This is a genomic window from Microbacterium aurugineum, from assembly GCF_023101205.1.
In the GTDB taxonomy this organism is placed as follows: Bacteria; Actinomycetota; Actinomycetes; order Actinomycetales; family Microbacteriaceae; genus Microbacterium; species Microbacterium aurugineum.
This window is the reverse complement of sequence record NZ_CP078078.1, coordinates 2,604,378-2,622,340: the sequence shown is the minus strand read 5'-3', so window position 1 is coordinate 2,622,340 and position 17,963 is coordinate 2,604,378. Positions and strand designations below refer to the sequence as shown.

The 17,963-nt window shown below is 69.8% G+C and carries 21 protein-coding genes; 4 read left to right on the top strand and 17 right to left on the bottom strand.

The annotated features are described in order from the left end of the window. Positions 1-12 precede the first annotated feature (12 nt). The 17 genes from KV397_RS12585 to KV397_RS12505 all read right to left on the bottom strand — a co-directional run bounded on the left by KV397_RS12585 (position 13) and on the right by KV397_RS12505 (position 14,539). Positions 13-1,479, bottom strand: coding sequence for an alanine/glycine:cation symporter family protein (locus KV397_RS12585; RefSeq protein ID WP_134353134.1), 1,467 nt, complete (start codon positions 1,477-1,479; stop codon positions 13-15). Positions 1,480-1,539: 60 nt separating this feature from the next. After that, positions 1,540-2,700, bottom strand: coding sequence for a flagellar hook protein FlgE (locus KV397_RS12580; protein ID WP_131491850.1), 1,161 nt, complete (start codon positions 2,698-2,700; stop codon positions 1,540-1,542). Positions 2,701-2,731: 31 nt separating this feature from the next. Further along, positions 2,732-3,169 carry a flagellar hook assembly protein FlgD gene (locus tag KV397_RS12575; RefSeq protein WP_153243660.1) on the bottom strand — a complete coding sequence of 146 codons (438 nt, stop codon included), beginning with the start codon at positions 3,167-3,169 and terminating at the stop codon, positions 2,732-2,734. Between the two features lie 15 nt (positions 3,170-3,184). Continuing rightward, entirely contained in the window at positions 3,185-4,579 is a 1,395-nt protein-coding gene (locus KV397_RS12570) for a flagellar hook-length control protein FliK (RefSeq protein WP_261811404.1), read from the bottom strand. Further along, on the bottom strand, positions 4,576-4,998 hold the full coding sequence (locus KV397_RS12565) for a flagellar export protein FliJ (RefSeq protein WP_131492584.1): 423 nt from the start codon (positions 4,996-4,998) through the stop codon (positions 4,576-4,578). Before KV397_RS12565 ends, KV397_RS12570 begins: the two co-directional genes overlap by 4 nt. Further along, a complete protein-coding gene (locus KV397_RS12560) occupies positions 4,995-6,290 on the bottom strand; it encodes a FliI/YscN family ATPase (protein ID WP_261811403.1) in 1,296 nt (431 codons plus the stop codon). Before KV397_RS12560 ends, KV397_RS12565 begins: the two co-directional genes overlap by 4 nt. Further along, positions 6,287-6,892 (bottom strand): FliH/SctL family protein, encoded by a 606-nt coding sequence (locus KV397_RS12555; protein WP_261811402.1) that lies wholly within the window; start codon positions 6,890-6,892, stop codon positions 6,287-6,289. The genes KV397_RS12560 and KV397_RS12555 overlap by 4 nt, the downstream gene beginning before the upstream one ends. After that, complete coding sequence (fliG, locus tag KV397_RS12550; RefSeq protein WP_134353140.1) at positions 6,882-7,886, bottom strand: flagellar motor switch protein FliG; 1,005 nt, start codon at positions 7,884-7,886, stop codon at positions 6,882-6,884. Before fliG ends, KV397_RS12555 begins: the two co-directional genes overlap by 11 nt. Then, the gene (gene fliF, locus KV397_RS12545) at positions 7,883-9,508 is read right to left on the bottom strand and encodes a flagellar basal-body MS-ring/collar protein FliF (RefSeq protein WP_261811401.1); all 1,626 of its coding nucleotides are present in this window, start codon (positions 9,506-9,508) and stop codon (positions 7,883-7,885) included. Before fliF ends, fliG begins: the two co-directional genes overlap by 4 nt. After that, entirely contained in the window at positions 9,508-9,810 is a 303-nt protein-coding gene (gene fliE / locus KV397_RS12540) for a flagellar hook-basal body complex protein FliE (protein WP_047524145.1), read from the bottom strand. Before fliE ends, fliF begins: the two co-directional genes overlap by 1 nt. Beyond that, positions 9,810-10,202 carry a flagellar basal body rod protein FlgC gene (locus KV397_RS12535; RefSeq protein ID WP_047524146.1) on the bottom strand — a complete coding sequence of 131 codons (393 nt, stop codon included), beginning with the start codon at positions 10,200-10,202 and terminating at the stop codon, positions 9,810-9,812. The genes fliE and KV397_RS12535 overlap by 1 nt, the downstream gene beginning before the upstream one ends. Then, positions 10,199-10,540: a flagellar basal body rod protein FlgB gene (gene flgB, locus KV397_RS12530; RefSeq protein ID WP_047524147.1), complete on the bottom strand. Its 342-nt coding sequence runs from the start codon at positions 10,538-10,540 to the stop codon at positions 10,199-10,201. Before flgB ends, KV397_RS12535 begins: the two co-directional genes overlap by 4 nt. A 112-nt stretch (positions 10,541-10,652) precedes the next feature. Beyond that, positions 10,653-10,943 (bottom strand): hypothetical protein, encoded by a 291-nt coding sequence (locus KV397_RS12525; protein WP_231555080.1) that lies wholly within the window; start codon positions 10,941-10,943, stop codon positions 10,653-10,655. 2 nt (positions 10,944-10,945) lie between these two features. After that, positions 10,946-11,332, bottom strand: a complete 387-nt coding sequence (gene fliS, locus KV397_RS12520; RefSeq protein ID WP_261811400.1) for a flagellar export chaperone FliS — start codon at positions 11,330-11,332, stop codon at positions 10,946-10,948. A gap of 2 nt (positions 11,333-11,334) precedes the next feature. Next, the gene (gene fliD / locus KV397_RS12515; protein ID WP_047524150.1) at positions 11,335-12,723 is read right to left on the bottom strand and encodes a flagellar filament capping protein FliD; all 1,389 of its coding nucleotides are present in this window, start codon (positions 12,721-12,723) and stop codon (positions 11,335-11,337) included. A 75-nt stretch (positions 12,724-12,798) separates the two neighbouring features. Further along, entirely contained in the window at positions 12,799-13,629 is an 831-nt protein-coding gene (locus KV397_RS12510) for a flagellin N-terminal helical domain-containing protein (RefSeq protein WP_047524151.1), read from the bottom strand. A 109-nt stretch (positions 13,630-13,738) separates the two neighbouring features. Then, positions 13,739-14,539, bottom strand: a complete 801-nt coding sequence (locus KV397_RS12505; protein WP_261811399.1) for a sigma-70 family RNA polymerase sigma factor — start codon at positions 14,537-14,539, stop codon at positions 13,739-13,741. A gap of 196 nt (positions 14,540-14,735) precedes the next feature. On the opposite strand from KV397_RS12505, the gene KV397_RS12500 reads away from it, so the two are divergent. The 4 genes from KV397_RS12500 to KV397_RS12485 are packed head-to-tail and all read left to right on the top strand — an operon-like array spanning position 14,736 to position 17,904. Next, positions 14,736-15,218, top strand: coding sequence for a flagellar protein FlgN (locus tag KV397_RS12500; protein ID WP_047524153.1), 483 nt, complete (start codon positions 14,736-14,738; stop codon positions 15,216-15,218). A 13-nt stretch (positions 15,219-15,231) separates the two neighbouring features. Further along, on the top strand, positions 15,232-16,641 hold the full coding sequence (gene flgK, locus KV397_RS12495) for a flagellar hook-associated protein FlgK (RefSeq protein ID WP_153243666.1): 1,410 nt from the start codon (positions 15,232-15,234) through the stop codon (positions 16,639-16,641). A 13-nt stretch (positions 16,642-16,654) separates the two neighbouring features. Continuing rightward, positions 16,655-17,536, top strand: coding sequence for a flagellar hook-associated protein FlgL (gene flgL / locus KV397_RS12490; RefSeq protein WP_047524155.1), 882 nt, complete (start codon positions 16,655-16,657; stop codon positions 17,534-17,536). Continuing rightward, positions 17,533-17,904: a flagellar assembly protein FliW gene (locus KV397_RS12485; protein ID WP_047524156.1), complete on the top strand. Its 372-nt coding sequence runs from the start codon at positions 17,533-17,535 to the stop codon at positions 17,902-17,904. Before flgL ends, KV397_RS12485 begins: the two co-directional genes overlap by 4 nt. Positions 17,905-17,963: the final 59 nt, after the last annotated feature.

Below are 17,963 nucleotides of genomic sequence, written 5' to 3'. Positions count from 1 at the left end.
GCCGGGGGACCCTCAGCGCCGACGAGCCCGGGGCAGGTCGATCGGACCCGTCACCGACAGCTCGTTCTCCCAGACCTCGATCCCGCGCACCCCGGGCAGTCGCGCCTGGGTGAAGACGGGATCCAGTCCCTCTCGTCGTTGCTGCGTGTAGTCCTTCAGGAGCTTGAAGGCGACGCCGGAGAGCAGAGCGATCGCGACGAGGTTCACGATCGCCATGAAGCCCATCGCGCCGTCGGCGAAGTTCCAGACGACGTCGGCCGAGACCAGCGCACCGGCGAACACGGCGGCGATCGCGAAGAGACGGTAGCCGAGCAGCACACCGGGGTTCGAGGTGATGAACTCGATGTTGGTCTGTCCGTAGTAGTAGTTGCCGAGGATCGAACTGAACGCCAGCAGGAAGATGATCACGATCAGCAGGATGTTCGACCAGCTCCCGAGGGCGCCGACGATCGCCCCCTGCGTCAAGTCGATGCCGCGCTCCGCGTTCGCGAGGTCGGGGACCGAGACGAGGATGATGAACGCGGTGATCGAGCACACGAGGAAGGTGTCGAAGTAGACGCCCAGCGTCTGCACGAGGCCCTGCTTAACGGGGTGCGTCACGGCGGCACTCGCGCCGGCGTTCGGCGCCGAGCCGAGGCCGGCCTCGTTGGAGAACATCCCGCGCTTGACGCCGGTCAGGATGATGTAGCCCAGGGCGGCTCCGACGATCTCGTTCGGCCCGAAGGCCTGGGTGAAGATCAGGGAGAAGACCTCGGGGAGCCGCTCGATGTGCATCGCCACGATCACCAGTCCGAGCAGCAGGTACAGCAGCGCCATGACCGGCACGAGCGTCTGGGTGACCGACGCGATCCGGCGCACACCACCGAAGATGACCAGACCCATGAGCAGCGCGAGTGCCGCGCCGATGACGACGGGCAGCCAGGCGGCGGATTCGTCGCCGAAGCTCCCCGAGATGGTCGCCTTGATGGTGTTCGCCTGCAAGGAGCTGAAGGCGATGGGGAAGCAGATGATGAGGATGACGGCGAACAGCACGCCCATCCATCGGGCACCGAGTCCGCGCTGCATGTAGTACGCGGGTCCGCCCAGGAATCCGTCCTTGTCGCGCGTCTTGTACAGCTGCGCCAGGGACGACTCGATGAATGCGGATGCGCCACCGATGAAGGCCATCAGCCACATCCAGAAGATCGCCCCGGGACCACCGATCGCGATCGCGGTTCCCACTCCGGCGATGTTGCCCACTCCCACTCGGGAAGCCGCGGAGATGGTGAAGGCCTGGAACGCGGAGACCGATTGCGGTTCGCCGGTGTCGGTGCGTGGCGTCCGATCCCTCAGGGTGCGGAACATCTCCGGGATCAACCGGAACTGCACGACGCCGGAGCGCACCGTGAAGTACAGGCCGAGGAGGACCACGATCGGCAGGACGAGCCACGTCCACAGGTTGTCGCCCCAGGTCAGCAGCCACTCATTCACAGCATCCATCCGCACAGTATGGCAGGGCGGCGACCCGCGATGTCACGGGCCGCTGCGGTTGCCCGCCGCTCAGCGCTTGAGGTTGGTGAGCTCCTGCAGCACCTCATCGCTGGTGGTGATGATGCGGGCGTTCGCCTGGAAACCGCGCTGCGCGACGATCAGGTTGGTGAATTCCTGCGACAGGTCGACGTTCGACATCTCGAGTGCACCGCTGATGATGCCGCCCAGGCCCTCGGTTCCGGCCTCTCCCAGCGTCGGCTCCCCGGAGTTGCCACTGGGGCGGAACTGCGAGGATCCGGCCTTCTCGAGTCCGCCCGGGTTGACGAAGCCGGCCAGCGCGACACGAGCGAGCACCTCGGTGTCTCCGTTGCTGAAGGTACCGACGAGGCTGCCGTCGTTCAGGAGCGCGTACGAGCTCAGCGTGCCGGCCGGCTTGCCGTTCTGCTCCTTGATCGCGACATCGCTGACGTCCGCGAAGCCGGTGACCGCCGAGAGGTCGACCGTGACGCCGCCGGAGACGATGGAGGACGCGGCCGTCTGCGCGCCGTCGGTGAATGCGAGGGCGGTGGTCGCACCGCCGGGCTCGGTGACGTCCCAGCCCGTGGCGGTGCGGGTGAAGGTGAGACGCAGCGACGTGGCTGCGCCCTCGGCGTCGTAGGTCTTGATGTCGCGCACCAGCTGCTCGCCGACGGCCGCACCGGAGGGCAGGTTGCCGGTGACGCGGGCGGTGGTGGTGGCGGTGGCGGGGCTCAGGGCTCCGACGGGGAGCCGGATGTCGCCGATGCCCTGGCCGGGGACGATCGCGCCGTTCTGAGCCGTCCATCCCTGCACGAGCGCGCCGTCGGCAGAGACCAGCTTGCCGCTCGCGTCGAACGAGAACCCGCCGTTGCGGGTGTACAGGGTCTCGCCCCCGGAGCGCACGACGAAGAAGCCATCGCCCGCGATCATGAGGTTGGTCGGCACTCCGGTGGGCTGTGGGGCGCCGGAGGCGAAGTTCGTGCTGATTCCCGCGACCTGCACGCCGAGGCCGACCTGCGCGGGGTTCTGACCGCCGGAGGCCTGCTGCGGCATCATCGAGTTGCGGACGAGCTGCGAGAGCGAATCCTGGAACTGCACGGCCGAGGCCTTGAACCCGGTCGTGTTGACGTTGGCGATGTTGTTGCCCGTGACGTCGAGCATGGTCTGGTGCGAGCGCAGACCCGAGATTCCGGCGAAGAGGGAGCGGAGCATGATGATGCCTTTCTGGGATGTGCGGGGCTGGTCAGGACTGGGGGCGGGGGACGAGGGAGACGCCGGAGACGGCATCGAGTGGGATGGACGCTTCGCCGATGGTCACGAGCGGGACCGGGCCGGCGTACGACACCGACGTGACGATGCCCTTCTGCGTGACACCCTCCTCGTCGACGTACTGCGCCTCGTGGCCGATCAGCGCGGCGGCCGTCTGGCGCATGCTGAGCGCGAAGTTCTCGGTCGACGTCGCGGAGAGTGCGGTGAGCTGCTCCATCGAGGCCAGCTGGGTGGTCTGCGAGATCATCTCGTTGGTGTTCATGGGGGAACTCGGGTCCTGGTTGGTGAGCTGCGTCACCAGCAGCTTCAGGAAGACCTCGGAGTCGAGCGTCTTCTTGCGCTCCGCCGGGGGCGTGGTGCTCCCGGTGTGCACCCCGGAAGCGGGGAGGGTGCCGGAAATCGGGTCGGTCATGGGATTCCTCTCGGATCAGGCGAAGACGTCGATGCCGCCGTGCGGCGAGCGGAGGGGGAGGGGGCCGGGTCGGTCGGCCAGGGAGGTGGGCGGCTCCGGAGTCGCGCGAGCCTCGGCGGCTTCCCGATCGGCGGGGGCATCGCCACGGGAGTGACCGCCGCCCGCGCTCGCCGCGTTGCCGTTCGAGGTGCCCCCGTTCAGAGCGCCTCCGTTCGGTGCGCTCTGCGGGTGCAGGGGGCCGGGTCCGTCGTCCGCGGTCGAGAGCATGAGTGTCGCGTGGGGGGCGGCAGCGGCCAGGTCCCGGCGGAGGTCGGCAAGGATCACGCGCAGAGCCTCGCGCCCGAGATCGTTCGGCGCATGCAGCTCGATGTGGATGGCACCTCCGGAGACGTGCGCCCGCACGGTCACGGGACCGAGGTTCTCCGGGGACACCGTGAGGGTGAGGCTGTGATCGCCGTCTGCGGCTTGCGCGAGCGAGACCACCGGTGCGGCGAGCTGGGGGAGCAGGACGGGTCGGGCGATCGCTGCAGCCGCCGCCGGGGTCGTGGGGGTGAGCGGGGGCGGGATCGACGGGGATCCCGTGAGTGCCGGCACGACCGCTTCACCGGCCGAGGGCGTGGAGGCGGGCGCTGGGGTGGTCGATACCGGAGGTGCGGGTGAGGGTGACACGCGCGGGGCATCCGGCATCGGCTCCTCCGCAGCAGAGAGAGAGGAAGCCGCCTTCGCGTCTGCGCCCGACACGAGCTCCGTAGCGGGCGGGGAAGCCGGCACCGGGGGCATCGCCACGGACGCAGACGCGCCTCCCTCGACCCCCGTGCGCGGGGAAGCGGCAGCCGAGACGCCCGCGGTGGCGTCTGCGTCTCCTGAGGAATCGACGACGGCTGGAGCCGGTACGCCGAGGGGGACGGCCGCCGCCGAGATCCGCGACGACGATGCGACGGCCGGGGCGGTCGATTCGCGCACGGCCTCGACGACCTGCGCCGCGACGAGCGTTCCCGCGGCGGCGGGCTCCTGGCTGCTCTGACCGAGCGGAACGGACGTGCTCGCGATCGTAGACGTCTCGGTGGCCGCCGCCAGGGTGCCGTCGGCCGATGCCGCCTCCGGTCCGTCGGCGGGGGTGGGCGGAGCGGACGGGACGAGCCCGACCGTCTCGGGAACGATGAGAGCGCCGTGGAGCGGTGCGGTCGGTGGAGGATCGGAGAGCGTGTTCTCCGGAGAGGCTTCGTGCTCCGGGGCGCCCTCCGCTGCGGCGTCCACCGGCAGATCCTGCGCGCGCTCTGCGCGTGAGGCATCGTGGATCACATCGGCGAACGCGGCGGCGCCTGCCGTCGCGGTGCGGGCGGGCGCCGTGCCGCCGCTGGGCCGCGCGGCACGCGGATCGAGGACGTCGATGATGCCGAGAGCTGTCATGACTGCCCCTCCGTCGTGGTCCGTACGCCGATCTCGTCCAGCTCGGCCTGCTCGGCGTGCAGCTCGGCGGTCCGCGTCTTCTCGGCATGCGCTTCGGCGAGGCGATCGAGTCCGCGCATCGCTCTCCGTGCCTCGGCATGCTCCGCGCGGGCCTGTGACACCGTCTGCTCTTGCAGCTCCGAGAGCGTCGTCAGATCGGCGAGCAGCGTCCGGCCTGCCACACGCGCCGCAGCGAGGGCCGCGAGGGAGCGGACGTCGACGGCCTCGTTCCCGCTCCCCGCCAGGTGCGCACGCAGCGACCGGTCGCGGGCTTCGGTGTGCTGTGCGTCGATCACCGCCCGGGAGAGCCGCTGCGCAGCCGCTCTCTCCTGGATCTCGCGCACGCGCAGCAGACCCGCCAAGGAGAAGGACCGGCTCATGCGACAGCTCCGAAGGTCGAGACGAGCTCCTCGAGTCGACGCCAGGACTCGTCGATCCCGCTCGTCTCATCGAGGGACTGGGTGAGGAAGGCGGAGATCGCCCGCTCATGGGTGATCGCGGCGTCGATGCGCGCGTCCGCTCCCGCCTGGTAGGCGCCGATGTCGATCAGGTCGTTCGCCCGTCGACGCGCGGCGAGCACGGCACGCAGGGTCGCCGCATCCGACCGTTGTCCGGCGGCGGTGATCTTGCCCGCCACGCGGGAGACCGAGCCGAGCACGTCGATCGCCGGATGATGTCCGGACAACGCGAGCGCCCGATCCAGCACGACGTGACCGTCGAGGATCGATCGCACGGTGTCCGCGATCGGTTCGTTGTGGTCGTCGCCGTCCACGAGCACGGTGTAGATGCCGGTGATCGAACCACCGCGATCGGTGCCCGCTCGTTCGAGGAGGCCGGCGAGGAGCGAGAAGGTCGATGGTGGATACCCGCGGGTGGCGGGGGGCTCGCCCGCGGAGAGACCGATCTCGCGTTGCGCCATCGCGACGCGGGTGAGGGAGTCCATCATGAGGATCGCGTGCGCGCCGTCGTCGCGGAAGGCTTCGGCGATCCTCGTCGCCGTGTAGGCGGCACGGATGCGCGCCATGGCCGGTTGGTCGGAGGTGGAGACGACGACCACCGAGCGGGCGAGGCCTTCGGGACCCAGATCGTCCTCGATGAACTCGCGCACCTCGCGACCGCGCTCACCGACCAGGGCGATCACCGTCACCTCGGCGTCGGTGCCGCGCGCGATCATCGACAGCAGCGAGGACTTGCCCACACCGGAGCCCGCGAAGAGCCCGACGCGCTGCCCTCGGCCGACGCTGACGAGGGTGTCGAGCGCCCGCACCCCGAGCGGAAGCGGGGAGTCGATCCGATCGCGGCCCATGATCGACGGCGGAGCATGATCCAGGCTCACCTCGGTGGCGCCGTGCAGCGGCCCCTTCCCGTCGATGGGACGGCCGAGCCCGTCCAGGACACGTCCGAGCAGGGGCGTTCCGGTCGGCACGCGCAGGGGTCCGCCGCGACCGCGCACCGGTGCCCCCACCGTGAGCCCGCTGACGGCGCCCAACGGCATGCACCGCAACCCTCCCTCGCCGACCGCGACCACCTCGGCGTCCATCCCGTCGAGGGTCACCACGTCGCCGACCGCGCCGTCGAGGCCGCGCACCTGCACGCTCAGTCCGCGCACCTGCGAGACGACCCCGACGCGTTCGGGCCGCACGGCCTCGCGCACCGCACCCCAGGCCGTCATGATCCGGCCTCGGCGAGTGCGCGACGAGCACGTTCGAGCGCGCTCCCGACCCGGGCATCGATGCGGCCGTGGTCCAGGATCGCGACGGCGTCTCCGCAGTCGAGCGTGTCATCGGCGATCAGCAGGAGACCGGCGATCGTACCTTCCGTGCCTTCCAGCGTGCGGAGGTCGTCGGGGTGCAGGCGCACTTCGCGGATCTCGTCGGGCTCGCCGACCTCGAGGGCACGACGTGCCGCAGCGGCGGCGGAGGCACCGGCATCCGAGAGTTCGCCGAGCAGGATGAGCTCCGCGAGCTCGATCGCGCAGCGCAGCACGTGGTCCTGTGCGGCGGAGGTCAGCTCCCGCTCCCGCTCGCCGAAGGAGCGCGCCGCTGCGTGGAGTGCGGAGACGGCGTCCTCGACGCGGCGGGCGGATTCCTGCTCGCGGGCGGCGCGTTCCGCATCTGCGACGCGCTGGGCGGATGCGGCCTCCGCGAGCCCGGCGCGATATCCCTCCGCGTGACCGTCGGCGTAGCCGCGCAGCCGCGCCCGGGCATGCTCCGAGCCGTCCTCGCGTCGGTCGAGACGCGGGAAGAGCACGGGAGAGAAGGCGTCAGTAGACATATTCGTCCTCGTCGGTGCGCTGCACCGTGATGTCGCCGGCGGCTTCGAGCGCGCGGATGGTGCGCACGATCTCGGCCCGGGCCTCCTCGACCTGCGACATCCGCACGGGGCCGAGTGTCCGCGCCTCCTCGTCGAGGTTCTCGCGGTTGCGCTCGGAGACGTTGCGACGGATGAGGTCCGCGATCCCTTGATTGGCACCCTTCAGAGCGAGTGCGAGGGAGCGGATGTCCATGCCGCGCAGCACGCGCTGCGTGTCTCGATCGTCGAGCTTGACGATGTCGGCGAAGGTGAACATGCGTGAACGGATGTCCTCCGCGAGCGCGCTGTCCCGATCTTCGATGCTCGCCAGCAGAGCCTTCTCGACGGTCGCTCCGGAGCGGGCGATGATCTCGACCAACGGCTCGACGCCGCCGAGGGTCTCGGGCGCATCGCGGCTCGCGAAGGTCCCGGTGCGGGTCTTCAGCGCATCGGCCACGATCGCGATCGCCTCCTGGGACGCGGTCCCCATGGTGGCGATGGCGTGTGCGACGTCGGTGCGGGTCGGGTCGGGGAGAGCAGCCAGTACGGCGGCGGCGCGTTCGGTGGGCAGGTGCGCGAGCACGAGAGCCACGGTCTGCGGGAGCTCTCCGTCGAGCAGCGTCGCCAGCTGGGCGGGGTCGGCGGAGCCCAGGAAGTCGAACGACGAGTTCATCGCCGTCGAACCGACCCTGCCGAGGACGGCGGCCGCGCGTTCTGCGCCGAACGAGGCCTCGAGAAGTCCGGCGGCGATGTCCCGACCTCCGCGCGCGGGAGGGAGGTGCCCGCTCGCGATGCGGTGGAACTGGCCCAGCGCCTGCGCGGTGGTGGCGGCATCCAGGTCCTGGAGGCCGATGATCTCGGCGGCGACGGCCTCCGCCTCCGACTCCGAGAGGTGCTTCATGACCTCGATCGCCTGTGCACGATCGAGGTTCATCAGGACGACGGCCGCGGTCTGCCGATCGGTCAGCCCGCTCATACGTGCTGCCTGTCGTCGATGAGGGTGCGCAGCAGCTCGGCCGTGCGCTTCGGGTCCTGCCGGGTGAGGGAGTCGATCTCGGCGCGACGACGCTCGAGGCTGACCTGCGCGGGTTCCGGATCAGGCTCGGGCTCGGGGTCGGGGGTGGTCTCGAGGAAGGCGAGCGGGGTCGTGGCCGTCTGGTCTATCGCTGCCGTCGTGGCGCCGGCGCCGATGGCCGACAGCGGCGCCGGGCGATCGCCGAAGAGCTGGTCGAATTCGGTCGCCGAGTTCGCGCGGCGGCGCATGCGCACCAGAGCGGCGATGACGGCGAGCAGCAGCGGCAGGGCGATCGCGGCGGCGATGATCAGCGTGTTCAGTCGGACCGCCTGGCGCTCGGCGGCCTCCGTCTCCTTGGCGGCCTGCAGCGCGGCCTGCGCTGCTTCGGAACTGGTCTGGTTGAACGAGACGAGTTCGACCGCGATCGAGTCGCCGCGCTCGGTGTCGATCCCGGCGGCGGTCTCGACGAGGTCGCTCAGTTGTGCGGTGCTCAGGTCACCGCCTGCTCCCGCATCGACCGCGACGGAGACCGACTGGCGAAGCAGCGAGCCGGCGGGCGTGGAGGTGCTCTGCGTGCTCTTGTTGACCGCGTTGGTCTTCGAGGTCTCCGTGGACTCGGAGGTGCCGTCGCCGTCCGTGGACGGCACGGCGATGTTGTCGGGGCCGAGCACTCCCGCGTTCGAGCTCGATCCGTCCTGCCTGTCGGTCCTGGTCTGCTCGGTGAGCGGCGGAGCGCCCTCGGCCGGGGTGTAGGTCTCTTCGACGCGCTCGTTGACGGAGTGATCGATCTCGGCGACCACGGTGACCTTGGCGTTGCCGGGCCCGACCACGGTGTCGAGCATCTGCTGGACGTTCGCCGTGACCCGAGCCTCGTAGTCGCTGGCCTGCTGGTCCACGCCGCCGGTGGTCCCGACTCCCGCGGCCGAGAGCGTCTGTCCGCTCTGGTCCACCACGGCGACGTTCTCGGGCTTCATCCCGCTGACAGCCGCGGAGGTGAGATGCACGATGGCCTCGACCTGCTTCGGGGTCAGCGTCGCGTTGCCGGATGTCTCCACGAACACCGAGGCCGTGGCGTCGACGGTCTCCGAGACGAAGACGCTCTCCTCCGGGATGGCCAGCTGCACCGAGGCCGCCGTGACTCCCTCGATCGACGAGATCGTGGCCGCGAGCTCGCCCTCGATCGCACGCTTGTAGGTCACGGACTGCTGGAACTCGGAGGTCGTCACCCCCATGTCGTCGAGCAGCGAGTAGCCGCCCGAGCTCGCGCCGGGAAGGCCGGCGGACGCCGCGGCGAGCCGCTGGTCGTAGACGTCCTTCTCGGGGACGAGCACGGTCGCGCCGCCGTCCGCCAGCTCGTAGGGCACCGACGACGACCGCAGCTGCTCGACCACGGCGTTCGCGTCGGAGGCGCTCATGCCGGAGAAGAGCGGGGTGTACGTGGGGCGGGTGAGCCAGCTGGAGAGCGCGACGATACCGAGGGCGAGCACGGCGACGCCGATGATCGCGATCGTGCGCTGCGCGAGCGAGAAGCCCGCGATCACGCGTCCGATCCGCTGGAACACGGTGGTGACGGCCTGGGGCATCAGGCTTGCATCCGCATGATCTCGTTGAACGCGTCGACGCCCTTGTTGCGCACGGCGGCGACCAGCTCGAGCGTCACCGAGGCGCGGGAGGAGGCGATCATCGCGGCGTGGATGTCGTCGAGGTCACCGGTGACCGCGGCGACCTTGAGGGCATCGGACTCCGACTGCAGCGATCGCAGCTCGTCGATCGCCCCGGTGACGCTGTTCGCGAAGGCGGTGTCGTCGGTGCCCTTCGTGGGGGCGACGGGTGGCGTGAGCGTGAAACCCGAGGAGATGCCCTCGATGCCGGCGAGCGGGTCCATCAGTTGCGTCCGATCTGGAGGGCTGCTTCGTAGGCGTTGCGCGCACGATCGACGATGCCGGCGCTGGCCTGGTAGCCGCGCTGGGCGAGGATGAGCTGGCTCATCTGATCACCCAGGTCGATGTCCGGGTAGCGGACGTAGCCGTCCGCGTCGGCGAGCGGGTGGTCGGGCTGATGGACGACCCGTCCCACGGCGCTGCCCTGCACGGTGCCCGCAACGTACACACCGGGCGACTGATCGCTCGGCTGGGCGAGGATGTACCGTGCCCGGAAGGCTGCACCGTCGGTCGAGGTGGCCGTGTTGATGTTCGCGATGTTGTCGCTGATGGCGTCGAGCCACTTGCGGTGCACGGTCAGTCCGGTGCTCGCGATCCCGATCGCATCGAAGGTCATGAGGTCCTCATCGCCGTGCGCATCGAAGAGAACGAGCCGTTCACGGCCTGCGTCGCGAACTGGTAGCGCAGCATCGTGTCGACGCTGGAGAGGGTCTCGGTGTCGAGGTTGACGTTGTTGCCGTTCAGCCGGGTCGGTTCGAGCGAGGTGCCGACCGTCGCGCCGACCCGACCGTCGCCGGCATCGACCGAGCGGGCGAGGGCCTCTTCGAACTGCACGCGCTTGGCGTGATAGTTCGGGGTGTTGATGTTGGCGATGTTGTCCGCGATGGCCCGCTGACGCAGCGCGAGGCCGTCGAGCGCACTCGTCAGTGCGGTGATGGTCACAGAATCGAACACGAACCGGCTCCCCGTGTGTGGCTGGTGTGGCCGATCCCTGGCCGAGTCATGCGAGCCATCCGTGCTCTCCCTGCTCTATCGGCAGGTTCGTGCGCGGCGTTAGGGAGCGGTTTCAGCCGTCCACATCGAGGTAGGCGGGCTCCTCGGGGCGTCGGGTGCCCGGGATGCGGCTCACGGCGCCGAGGTGCTGCCGGAGGCCGTCGAGGTCGGTGCGGGTTCGTTCCATCGCCGTGCGCTGCAGCTCGACGACCTGTCTGGCGCGATCCGCGAGCGCGGGGGGAAGCGGAGCGGCGGGCGGTGTCCAGGGGGCCAGGTCTGCCGCATCCGCGGTGCCGGGGGCAGCGGCGAGGATCCGTTCGGCGTCGTGCTCGAGCCGATCGAGCAGCGCGGTCCACTCGTCCATGCTCACGCCCGGCTCTCCGCCACGGTGCGGGCGGCCTCGTGCCAGGCATCGCGCAGTGGGGCGACGATGCCGTGGCAGGCGCGGGTGCGCTCGGGATCGCGGCCGATGTTGGCCCCGATGAGTGTCTGCGAGAGGAAGAGGTAGACCGAACGCAGTCCGGCACTGCCGTTCCAGTCGTCGGTCAGTGAGGACGAGAGCTCCGAGACGATCGCCTGTGCGTGCTGCAGCTGCGCGTTCGCCTCGGCCCAGTCCTCGGCACGCTGAGCGGTCTCGCCACGCTCGATGTCCAGCAGCAGCCGGTCGTAGAGCATGGTCACCAGGCGCTCCGGGGGTGCCGACAGCACGGCATCCTCGCGGTAGCGCTGCTGTGCGCGCAGGGCGGCGTTCATGCTCACTTCCCCCCGTTCGAACTCGAGCCCGGGAGGGCGGCGATCTGCGACGAGAGGTACGTCGACTGCGACTGGAGCTGTGACAGCATGACTTCGAGTCGTGCGTACGTGCGCTCGAGGGAGGCCTTGCGCTGCGCGAGCCGCACGTCCCAGCGTTCCATCTGCTCGCCGAGGCCCTTGACCTCGCTCTCCTGACCCGTGATGCGGGAGGTGAGGAGCCCGTCGTACTTGTCCGAGTAGATCTTCGCGGTGTCCTGCACGCGCGCGGCGACATCGGAGAAGAGGCCGGCCACGGCATCCGGATCCTTCGCGAGTGCCTCGGCGAACTTCTCCTCGTCGAAGCTCAGGACGCCGTACATGTCGGTCGAGATGCCGATGGATGAGGGGGAGACCCCGTCGACGGGGTGCTGCACGGCATCGGCGAGCGCATTGCGCAACCCGCGCACGGTGCTGTCGCCCGTGAAGACGCCGAGGGTGGTCTTGTCTCCCGGCTTCGCGGCGACGGTCGTCTTCGAGCCGTTGTCGATGCGGGTCAGGATGTCCTTGACGGCGGCGATGAAGTCCGCCGACGCCTTCGTCCGTGCTTCGGTGTCGACGGCGACGCCGATCGTGACGGGATCGGCGGAACGTGCGGTGACCGTCACGTCCACACCGTCGAACAGATCGGTGAACGTGTTGCTTGACGAGGTCAGCACCTGCTCTGCGCTCGTTCCCGCCCAGAGCCGCAGACGGGCGTCGGCGCCGGTGGCGATGACGGCGGCTCCCGCTTCGGTCGAGAGGTCGGATGCCGTGCCGCTCTCGACGGCGGCGATGTCACCGCGATAGGCGCGGAACTGTCCGGCCTCTCCCGAGTCCGCGGCGCGCAGCTGCAGGCGGTGCATCACGTTCCCGTCGGCGTCACGCCCGGCGGGAACGGCGGCGGCGACGATGCCCGCGCCCGCTTCGTTGATCGCCTGGGCGACGTCCTGCATCGACGCGGAGTCGGCCGTGACCTGGACGCGCTCGCCCGTGGCGTTCTCGAGCGTGATCACGGGGGGATCGACCGGCCAGCCCTGTGTGGCGGCGGAGACGATCGTGTGGTTCGTGGCGACCTGGTCGACGACGATGTCGGCGGAGAGCGGAGCAGCGCCGGCGCGCGTGGCGACGGTGACCGAGGGCGACGAGGAGGTGGTGGTGAAGCGGGCGAGTCCATCGGGGACCGCGGCTTTCTCCGCTGCGGTCGCGAGGTTCTGGATCGCGGTGTTCAGGGTCTGCAGCTGGGAGACGATGCCGTTCTTGTCGTCCATCTTCGCCTTGAGCAGCGAGCGCGGGATGGCGTGCACGTCCATCAGCGCCTTGATGACCTCCGTGGTCTTCAGGCCGGAGACGAGACCGTCGAGCGAGAGGGACATGATCGCCTTTGCGGATCGGGAGCGGACGGTGTCCGGGCGACGGGCGGAACCGCCGCCCGGACACTACGGCGTGGGTCAGCGCAGGAGCTGGAGAACGCCCTGGTTGGACTGGTTCGCCTGGGCCAGCATGGCCGTGCCCGCCTGCGACAGGATGTTCGCCGACGTGAACTTGACCATCTCGGACGCCATGTCGGTGTCGCGGATCCGGCTCTCGGCGGCGGCGAGGTTCTCCGCCGACACGTTGAGGCTGTTGATGGTCGACTCGAAGCGGTTCTGCAGCGCACCGTAGCCGGCACGTGCGGTCGAGACCGCCTGGATCTCGGTGTCGATGTCGGCCAGCGCGGCACCGTAGGTGGCAGCGTCCGTCATCGTGGCCGCGTATCCCTTGATGTCGGCGCCGAGGCTGGCGAAGTCGGTCAGCGCGACCGAGATCTGGTCCTCGGCGGCGACCGCGCCCGCACCGACCTGGAACGTCAGCGTCGTGCCGCCCGAGAGCAGCTTGATGCCGTTGAAGTTGGTGCTCTCGGCGATCCGGGTGAGCTCGTCGCCCAGGGCGCCGATCTCGGTCTGGATCGCTTCGCGCGACTTCGCGTTGTTCGAGTCGTTCGCACCCTGAGCGGTCAGGTCGCGAACGCGCTGAAGGATCGAGTGGACTTCGGTCAGGGCGCCTTCTGCGGTCTGGATGACCGAGATGCCGTCCTGGGCGTTGCGTGCCGCGACGTTCAGGCCGTTGACCTGCGAACGCAGACCCTCGGAGATCGCCAGGCCCGCCGCGTCATCCGCCGCGCGGTTGATCCGCAGGCCGCTCGACAGCTTCTCGAGCGACTTCGACAGGTCGTTCTGCGTGTTGGACAGGTTGCGGTAGGCGTTGAGCGCCGACACGTTGGTGTTGATCTGCATACCCATAAGGGTTCTCCTCCGTGAATGGTGTTGTGCGGGTGACCATCCGTGGTCTCCCGCCCACACCTATCGGCGGAGGTGGCGTGCCCGTTAGCCGGGCGATGAGAAGCGCGGGTCAGGCGGGGGCGGCTTCGCGGAAGATGTCCGCGATCCGCGGGCTGCTCGCATCGGCGATCCGCGAGAAGTAGGCGTCGCGGGCTCCGGCGGACACGCGCGTGGTCGTCGTCGGCGCCGCGCCCTCGGCGAAGTACCGATCCAGAGCGTCGCGGAGGAGCCGGATGGCTTCCGAGCGCTGCTGCGACACCGCCGAGTGGGTCACCCCCAGTTCCTCGGCGATCTCCTTCACGGGCCGCTCGTCGAAGTACACGGCCTGCACGATCCGGCGCATACGTTCGGGGAGCGCCGCGACGGCCTGCTCGAGGATGTCGCGGCGTTCGCCGACGAGGGCGGATTCTTCGGGCAGGGGGATCTCGGTGGCGACGTCACGGGCCGCGGGATCGTCCAGGGTGGTCACGGTCCGCGCGGCATCGCCGAGTGCTTCGACGACGACGTCCTTCGTGACGCCCATCGCTGTGGCGACCTCGGTCGGGGTCGCGGTCCGGCCGAGACCGGCGGTGAGCGTCTCGCGGACGGCGACCGTCTCTTTGATGCGCTTGCGGATGCCGCGCGACGCCCAGTCCATGGAGCGCATCTCGTCGGCGAAGGCACCGAGGATGCGCCGGCGCGCGTAGGCGCCGAAGGGGACGCCCAGGGCAGGATCGAATGCATCGGCCGCGGTCACGAGCGCGAGCGCGCCGACGGCCGCCAGCTCGTCACGGGGGATGTGGGTGGCGCGGGAATGGGTTTCGGCGGCGAGGTATCCGACCAGGGGGAGGTTGCTCTCGATGAGGAGATTGCGCTCAGCGCGCGAAGGCATGGGGGATGATCCACCTCTCTGGATGCACTCCGGAAGATCCGAGGAGATGAGCAGATGTATATATCACAAGGAGCGAGATATGTACATGGGGAGAACTGCCCATCGCCGTTCCACATAGTAACCTTAGGGGCGCGGCAGCCGATAGTGACCTTTGGCCGCGTTATGAGGCGTGGCGATCACTGGGGAAAAGGGGATCATGGGAGCCAACGAACTATCGATACAGCTGTGGCGAGAGCGTGAACTGCTCGAGATGCTGCTCTTCAAGCTCGACGAGCAGCAGTTGCTGCTCGCCGCCGGGCGATCCCAATGGATACAGTTTGCCGCGCGTGAGATCGATCAGGTACTCGACAGGCTTCGTGGCGCGGGACTCGCACGCGCCGTCGAGGTCGCGACCGTCGCCGAGGAGTGGGGGGCTCCCGAGGGCGCGACGATTCGCGAACTGATCGCACACGCGCCGGAAGGTGCGTGGCAGGAGGTCTTCGCGGACCACATGCGGGCGCTGACCAAGCTCGCCGCCGAGGTGGAGCAGATGCGCGACGCCAACGCGGAACAGCTCAGCGGAGTGCTCCGCGCGACCCAGGAGACGATCGCCGCATTGGGGCACGACACCGGGGAGTACACGACGACGGGTGATCGCGCTCGCGACGACGCTGCGCGCATCATCGACACCGAGATGTGACCGGAAGGGGATCATGTCGACCTTCAGTGGATTGAACACCGCGGCCAGCGGCCTCGCGGCGGCCCGACGGGGCATGGACGTGGTGGGACAGAACATCGCGAACCAGAAGACCGAGGGGTACACGCGTCAGCGTGTCCAGACCTCGGCCATCGCCGCCATCGCTCAGACCGGCCGCTTCAGCGTCGGCGCACAGCCGGGGCACGGTGTGTCGATCGACGGCGTGGCCCGTCTCGGCGATGCCCTGCTCGATGCCCGCGTCCGCGATTCCCTCGCCGCGTCCGGCTTCTGGTCCACCCGTGCCGTCGCCGCCACCACGATCGAGGCCTCTCTCGCCGAACCGACCGAGAACGGGCTCGCGGCCCGACTGTCGAAGTTCTGGTCGGGATGGCAGGACCTCGCGAACACCCCCGACTCGGGGGCCGCGGCGTCCAGCATCCTGGAATCCGCGAAGGAACTCGCCTCGCAGATCGCGGGTGGGTACCGGACGGTGGCCGGACAGTGGAACGATGCCCGCGCCGCGGCCGACCGGACGATCACCCAGGTGAACGCGGCGGCGGACCAGATCGCCGTGCTCAACGGCGAGATCCGTGACGCCCTGGCCTCGGGGCGCTCGGCGAACGAGCTCATGGACCAGCGCAGCGTGCTCGCGCAGAACGTCGCCCGCATGTCGGGTGCCGCCGCCACCCTCGAGACCGACGGCACGATGACCGTGCGCATCGGCGGCAACGCCCTCGTCGCAGGCTCCGATGCGCGCCATCTCGTCCTGGACGGACCGGCCACCATCGACGCCGGCCAGCGCTTCACGGTCTCCTGGGCGTCCGCTCCCGGTCTGCCGGCATCGATCGACGGCGGAGAGCTCGGCGGTTCGCTCGCCGTCCTCGCCCCGGCCGCGGATGGAGGGATGCTCGCGCAGCTCGCTTCCACCTACGACGCGGTGGCGACGCGGCTGGCAGAAGCGCTGAACACCCAGCATCGCGCGGGGGTCACATCGTCGGGACAGCCCGGCGGCGACTTCTTCACGATCCCCCCGACCGGTTCCGCCGCACTCGGGCTGAGCGTCGCCATCACAGCACCGTCGGACCTGGCGCTCGCCGCCCCGGGCGCCGGTGCCTGGGACGCGAGCAACGCCGACCTGATCTCCCAGATCGGGCGGAGCGCGACCTCGCCCGACGCGCTCTGGTCCGACCATGTCACTCGGTTCGGTGTGGCGACGGCGGCCGACGTGCAGCGCGCGAAGGTGTCCGACGCGGCCGCGGTCGCGGCGGTCGGCGCGCAGCAGTCCGTCGCCGCCGTCGACGGCGACGAGGAGACCATCAGTCTGCTCACCTACCAGACCGCCTATCAAGCCGCGGCCCGGGTGATGACCGCGGTGGACGAAGCGCTCGACGTGCTCATCAACCGCACGGGTCTCGTCGGACGCTGATCGAAGGAGCATCATGATCTCTCGAGTCACCTCCTCGGCCATGACGCAGACGGCCATGCGGCAGCTGCAGTCCAACCTCTCCGAGCTCGCGCGTCTGCAGGAGCAGGCCACCTCGCAGCGTGCCTTCGCCGCGCCGTCCGACGATCCGGCCGCCGCGGCAGCCGCGCTCGCGCTTCACGCCGAGCAGCGACGCAACGACCAGTACGCGCGCAACATCGACGACGGACTCGCCTGGGTCACGGCGGCCGACGGGGCGATCACCGCGAGCACCTCACTGCTCGGGCGGGTCCGCGACCTCACCGCGCAGGGTGCGAACGACGGCGCGCTCGACGCCGTGGCCAAGGAAGCACTGGCCGTGGAACTCGAAGGCCTCCGCGAGGAGCTCTTCGCCCAGGCGAACACCCGGCTGCTCGGACGCTCCGTGTTCGCCGGAACGTCGGACACGGCAGCCTTCGCCGCCGACTACAGCCACAGTGGCGTACCGGGCGCGGAGGTGACCCGACGGGTCTCCGACGGTGCCTCCGTGCGCGTCGACACCGATGGCGCCGCCGTCTTCGGAACCGGGGACGACTCGGTGTTCGCGTTGGTGGACCGGATCGTCGCCGATCTCCGTTCCGGTACCAACGTCGGACCGCGACTCGCGGAGATCGACGCGCGTCGCACGGCCATGCTCGGGGTCCAGGGGTCGGTGGGCACCCGTCAATCTCAGATCGAACGCGCCAAGGAGGCGGCAGTGCAGAATTCCGTGTCCCTCGAGTCTCGCCGCACGGCGGTCGAGGACGTCGATTCGATCGAAGTGCTCGTGCGCCTCCAGGCGCAGGAACTCGTGTATCGCTCCGCGCTCGCGGTGAACGCGCGGGTGCTCCAGCCGTCGCTGATGGACTTCCTCCGATGACCGCGGCGCTGACTTTCCTCGCCCCGCCTCCCGGACTCGCGCCGCATGTCGACTTCGCCCTGGCCCCGGTCGACGGCGCCGACGGACTGTTCGCGATGCGGGCCGTGCAGGACGCGGAGCTGCGGCTCTACCTCGTCGATCCGCGGACGGTGCTGAGCGAGTACGCGCCGATCCTCACCGACGAGCAGGCCGACGCACTCGCTCTCCGCGACGCCGAAGACGCACTGATCCTCGTGGTCGCCCACCCGTCGGCGGAGGGCGTGAGCGTGAACCTGCTCGCGCCGGTGATCGTGAACCGCACGACGGGGGCCGCGTCGCAGGTGATCCTCGAGGACCAGGACTACCCGTTGCGCGCACCCTTGGGCTGAGCCGTCGTTCTCGGCCGGTCCAGGCCGTTCTCCCAGCGGAACCACGGCTAATCTGGAAG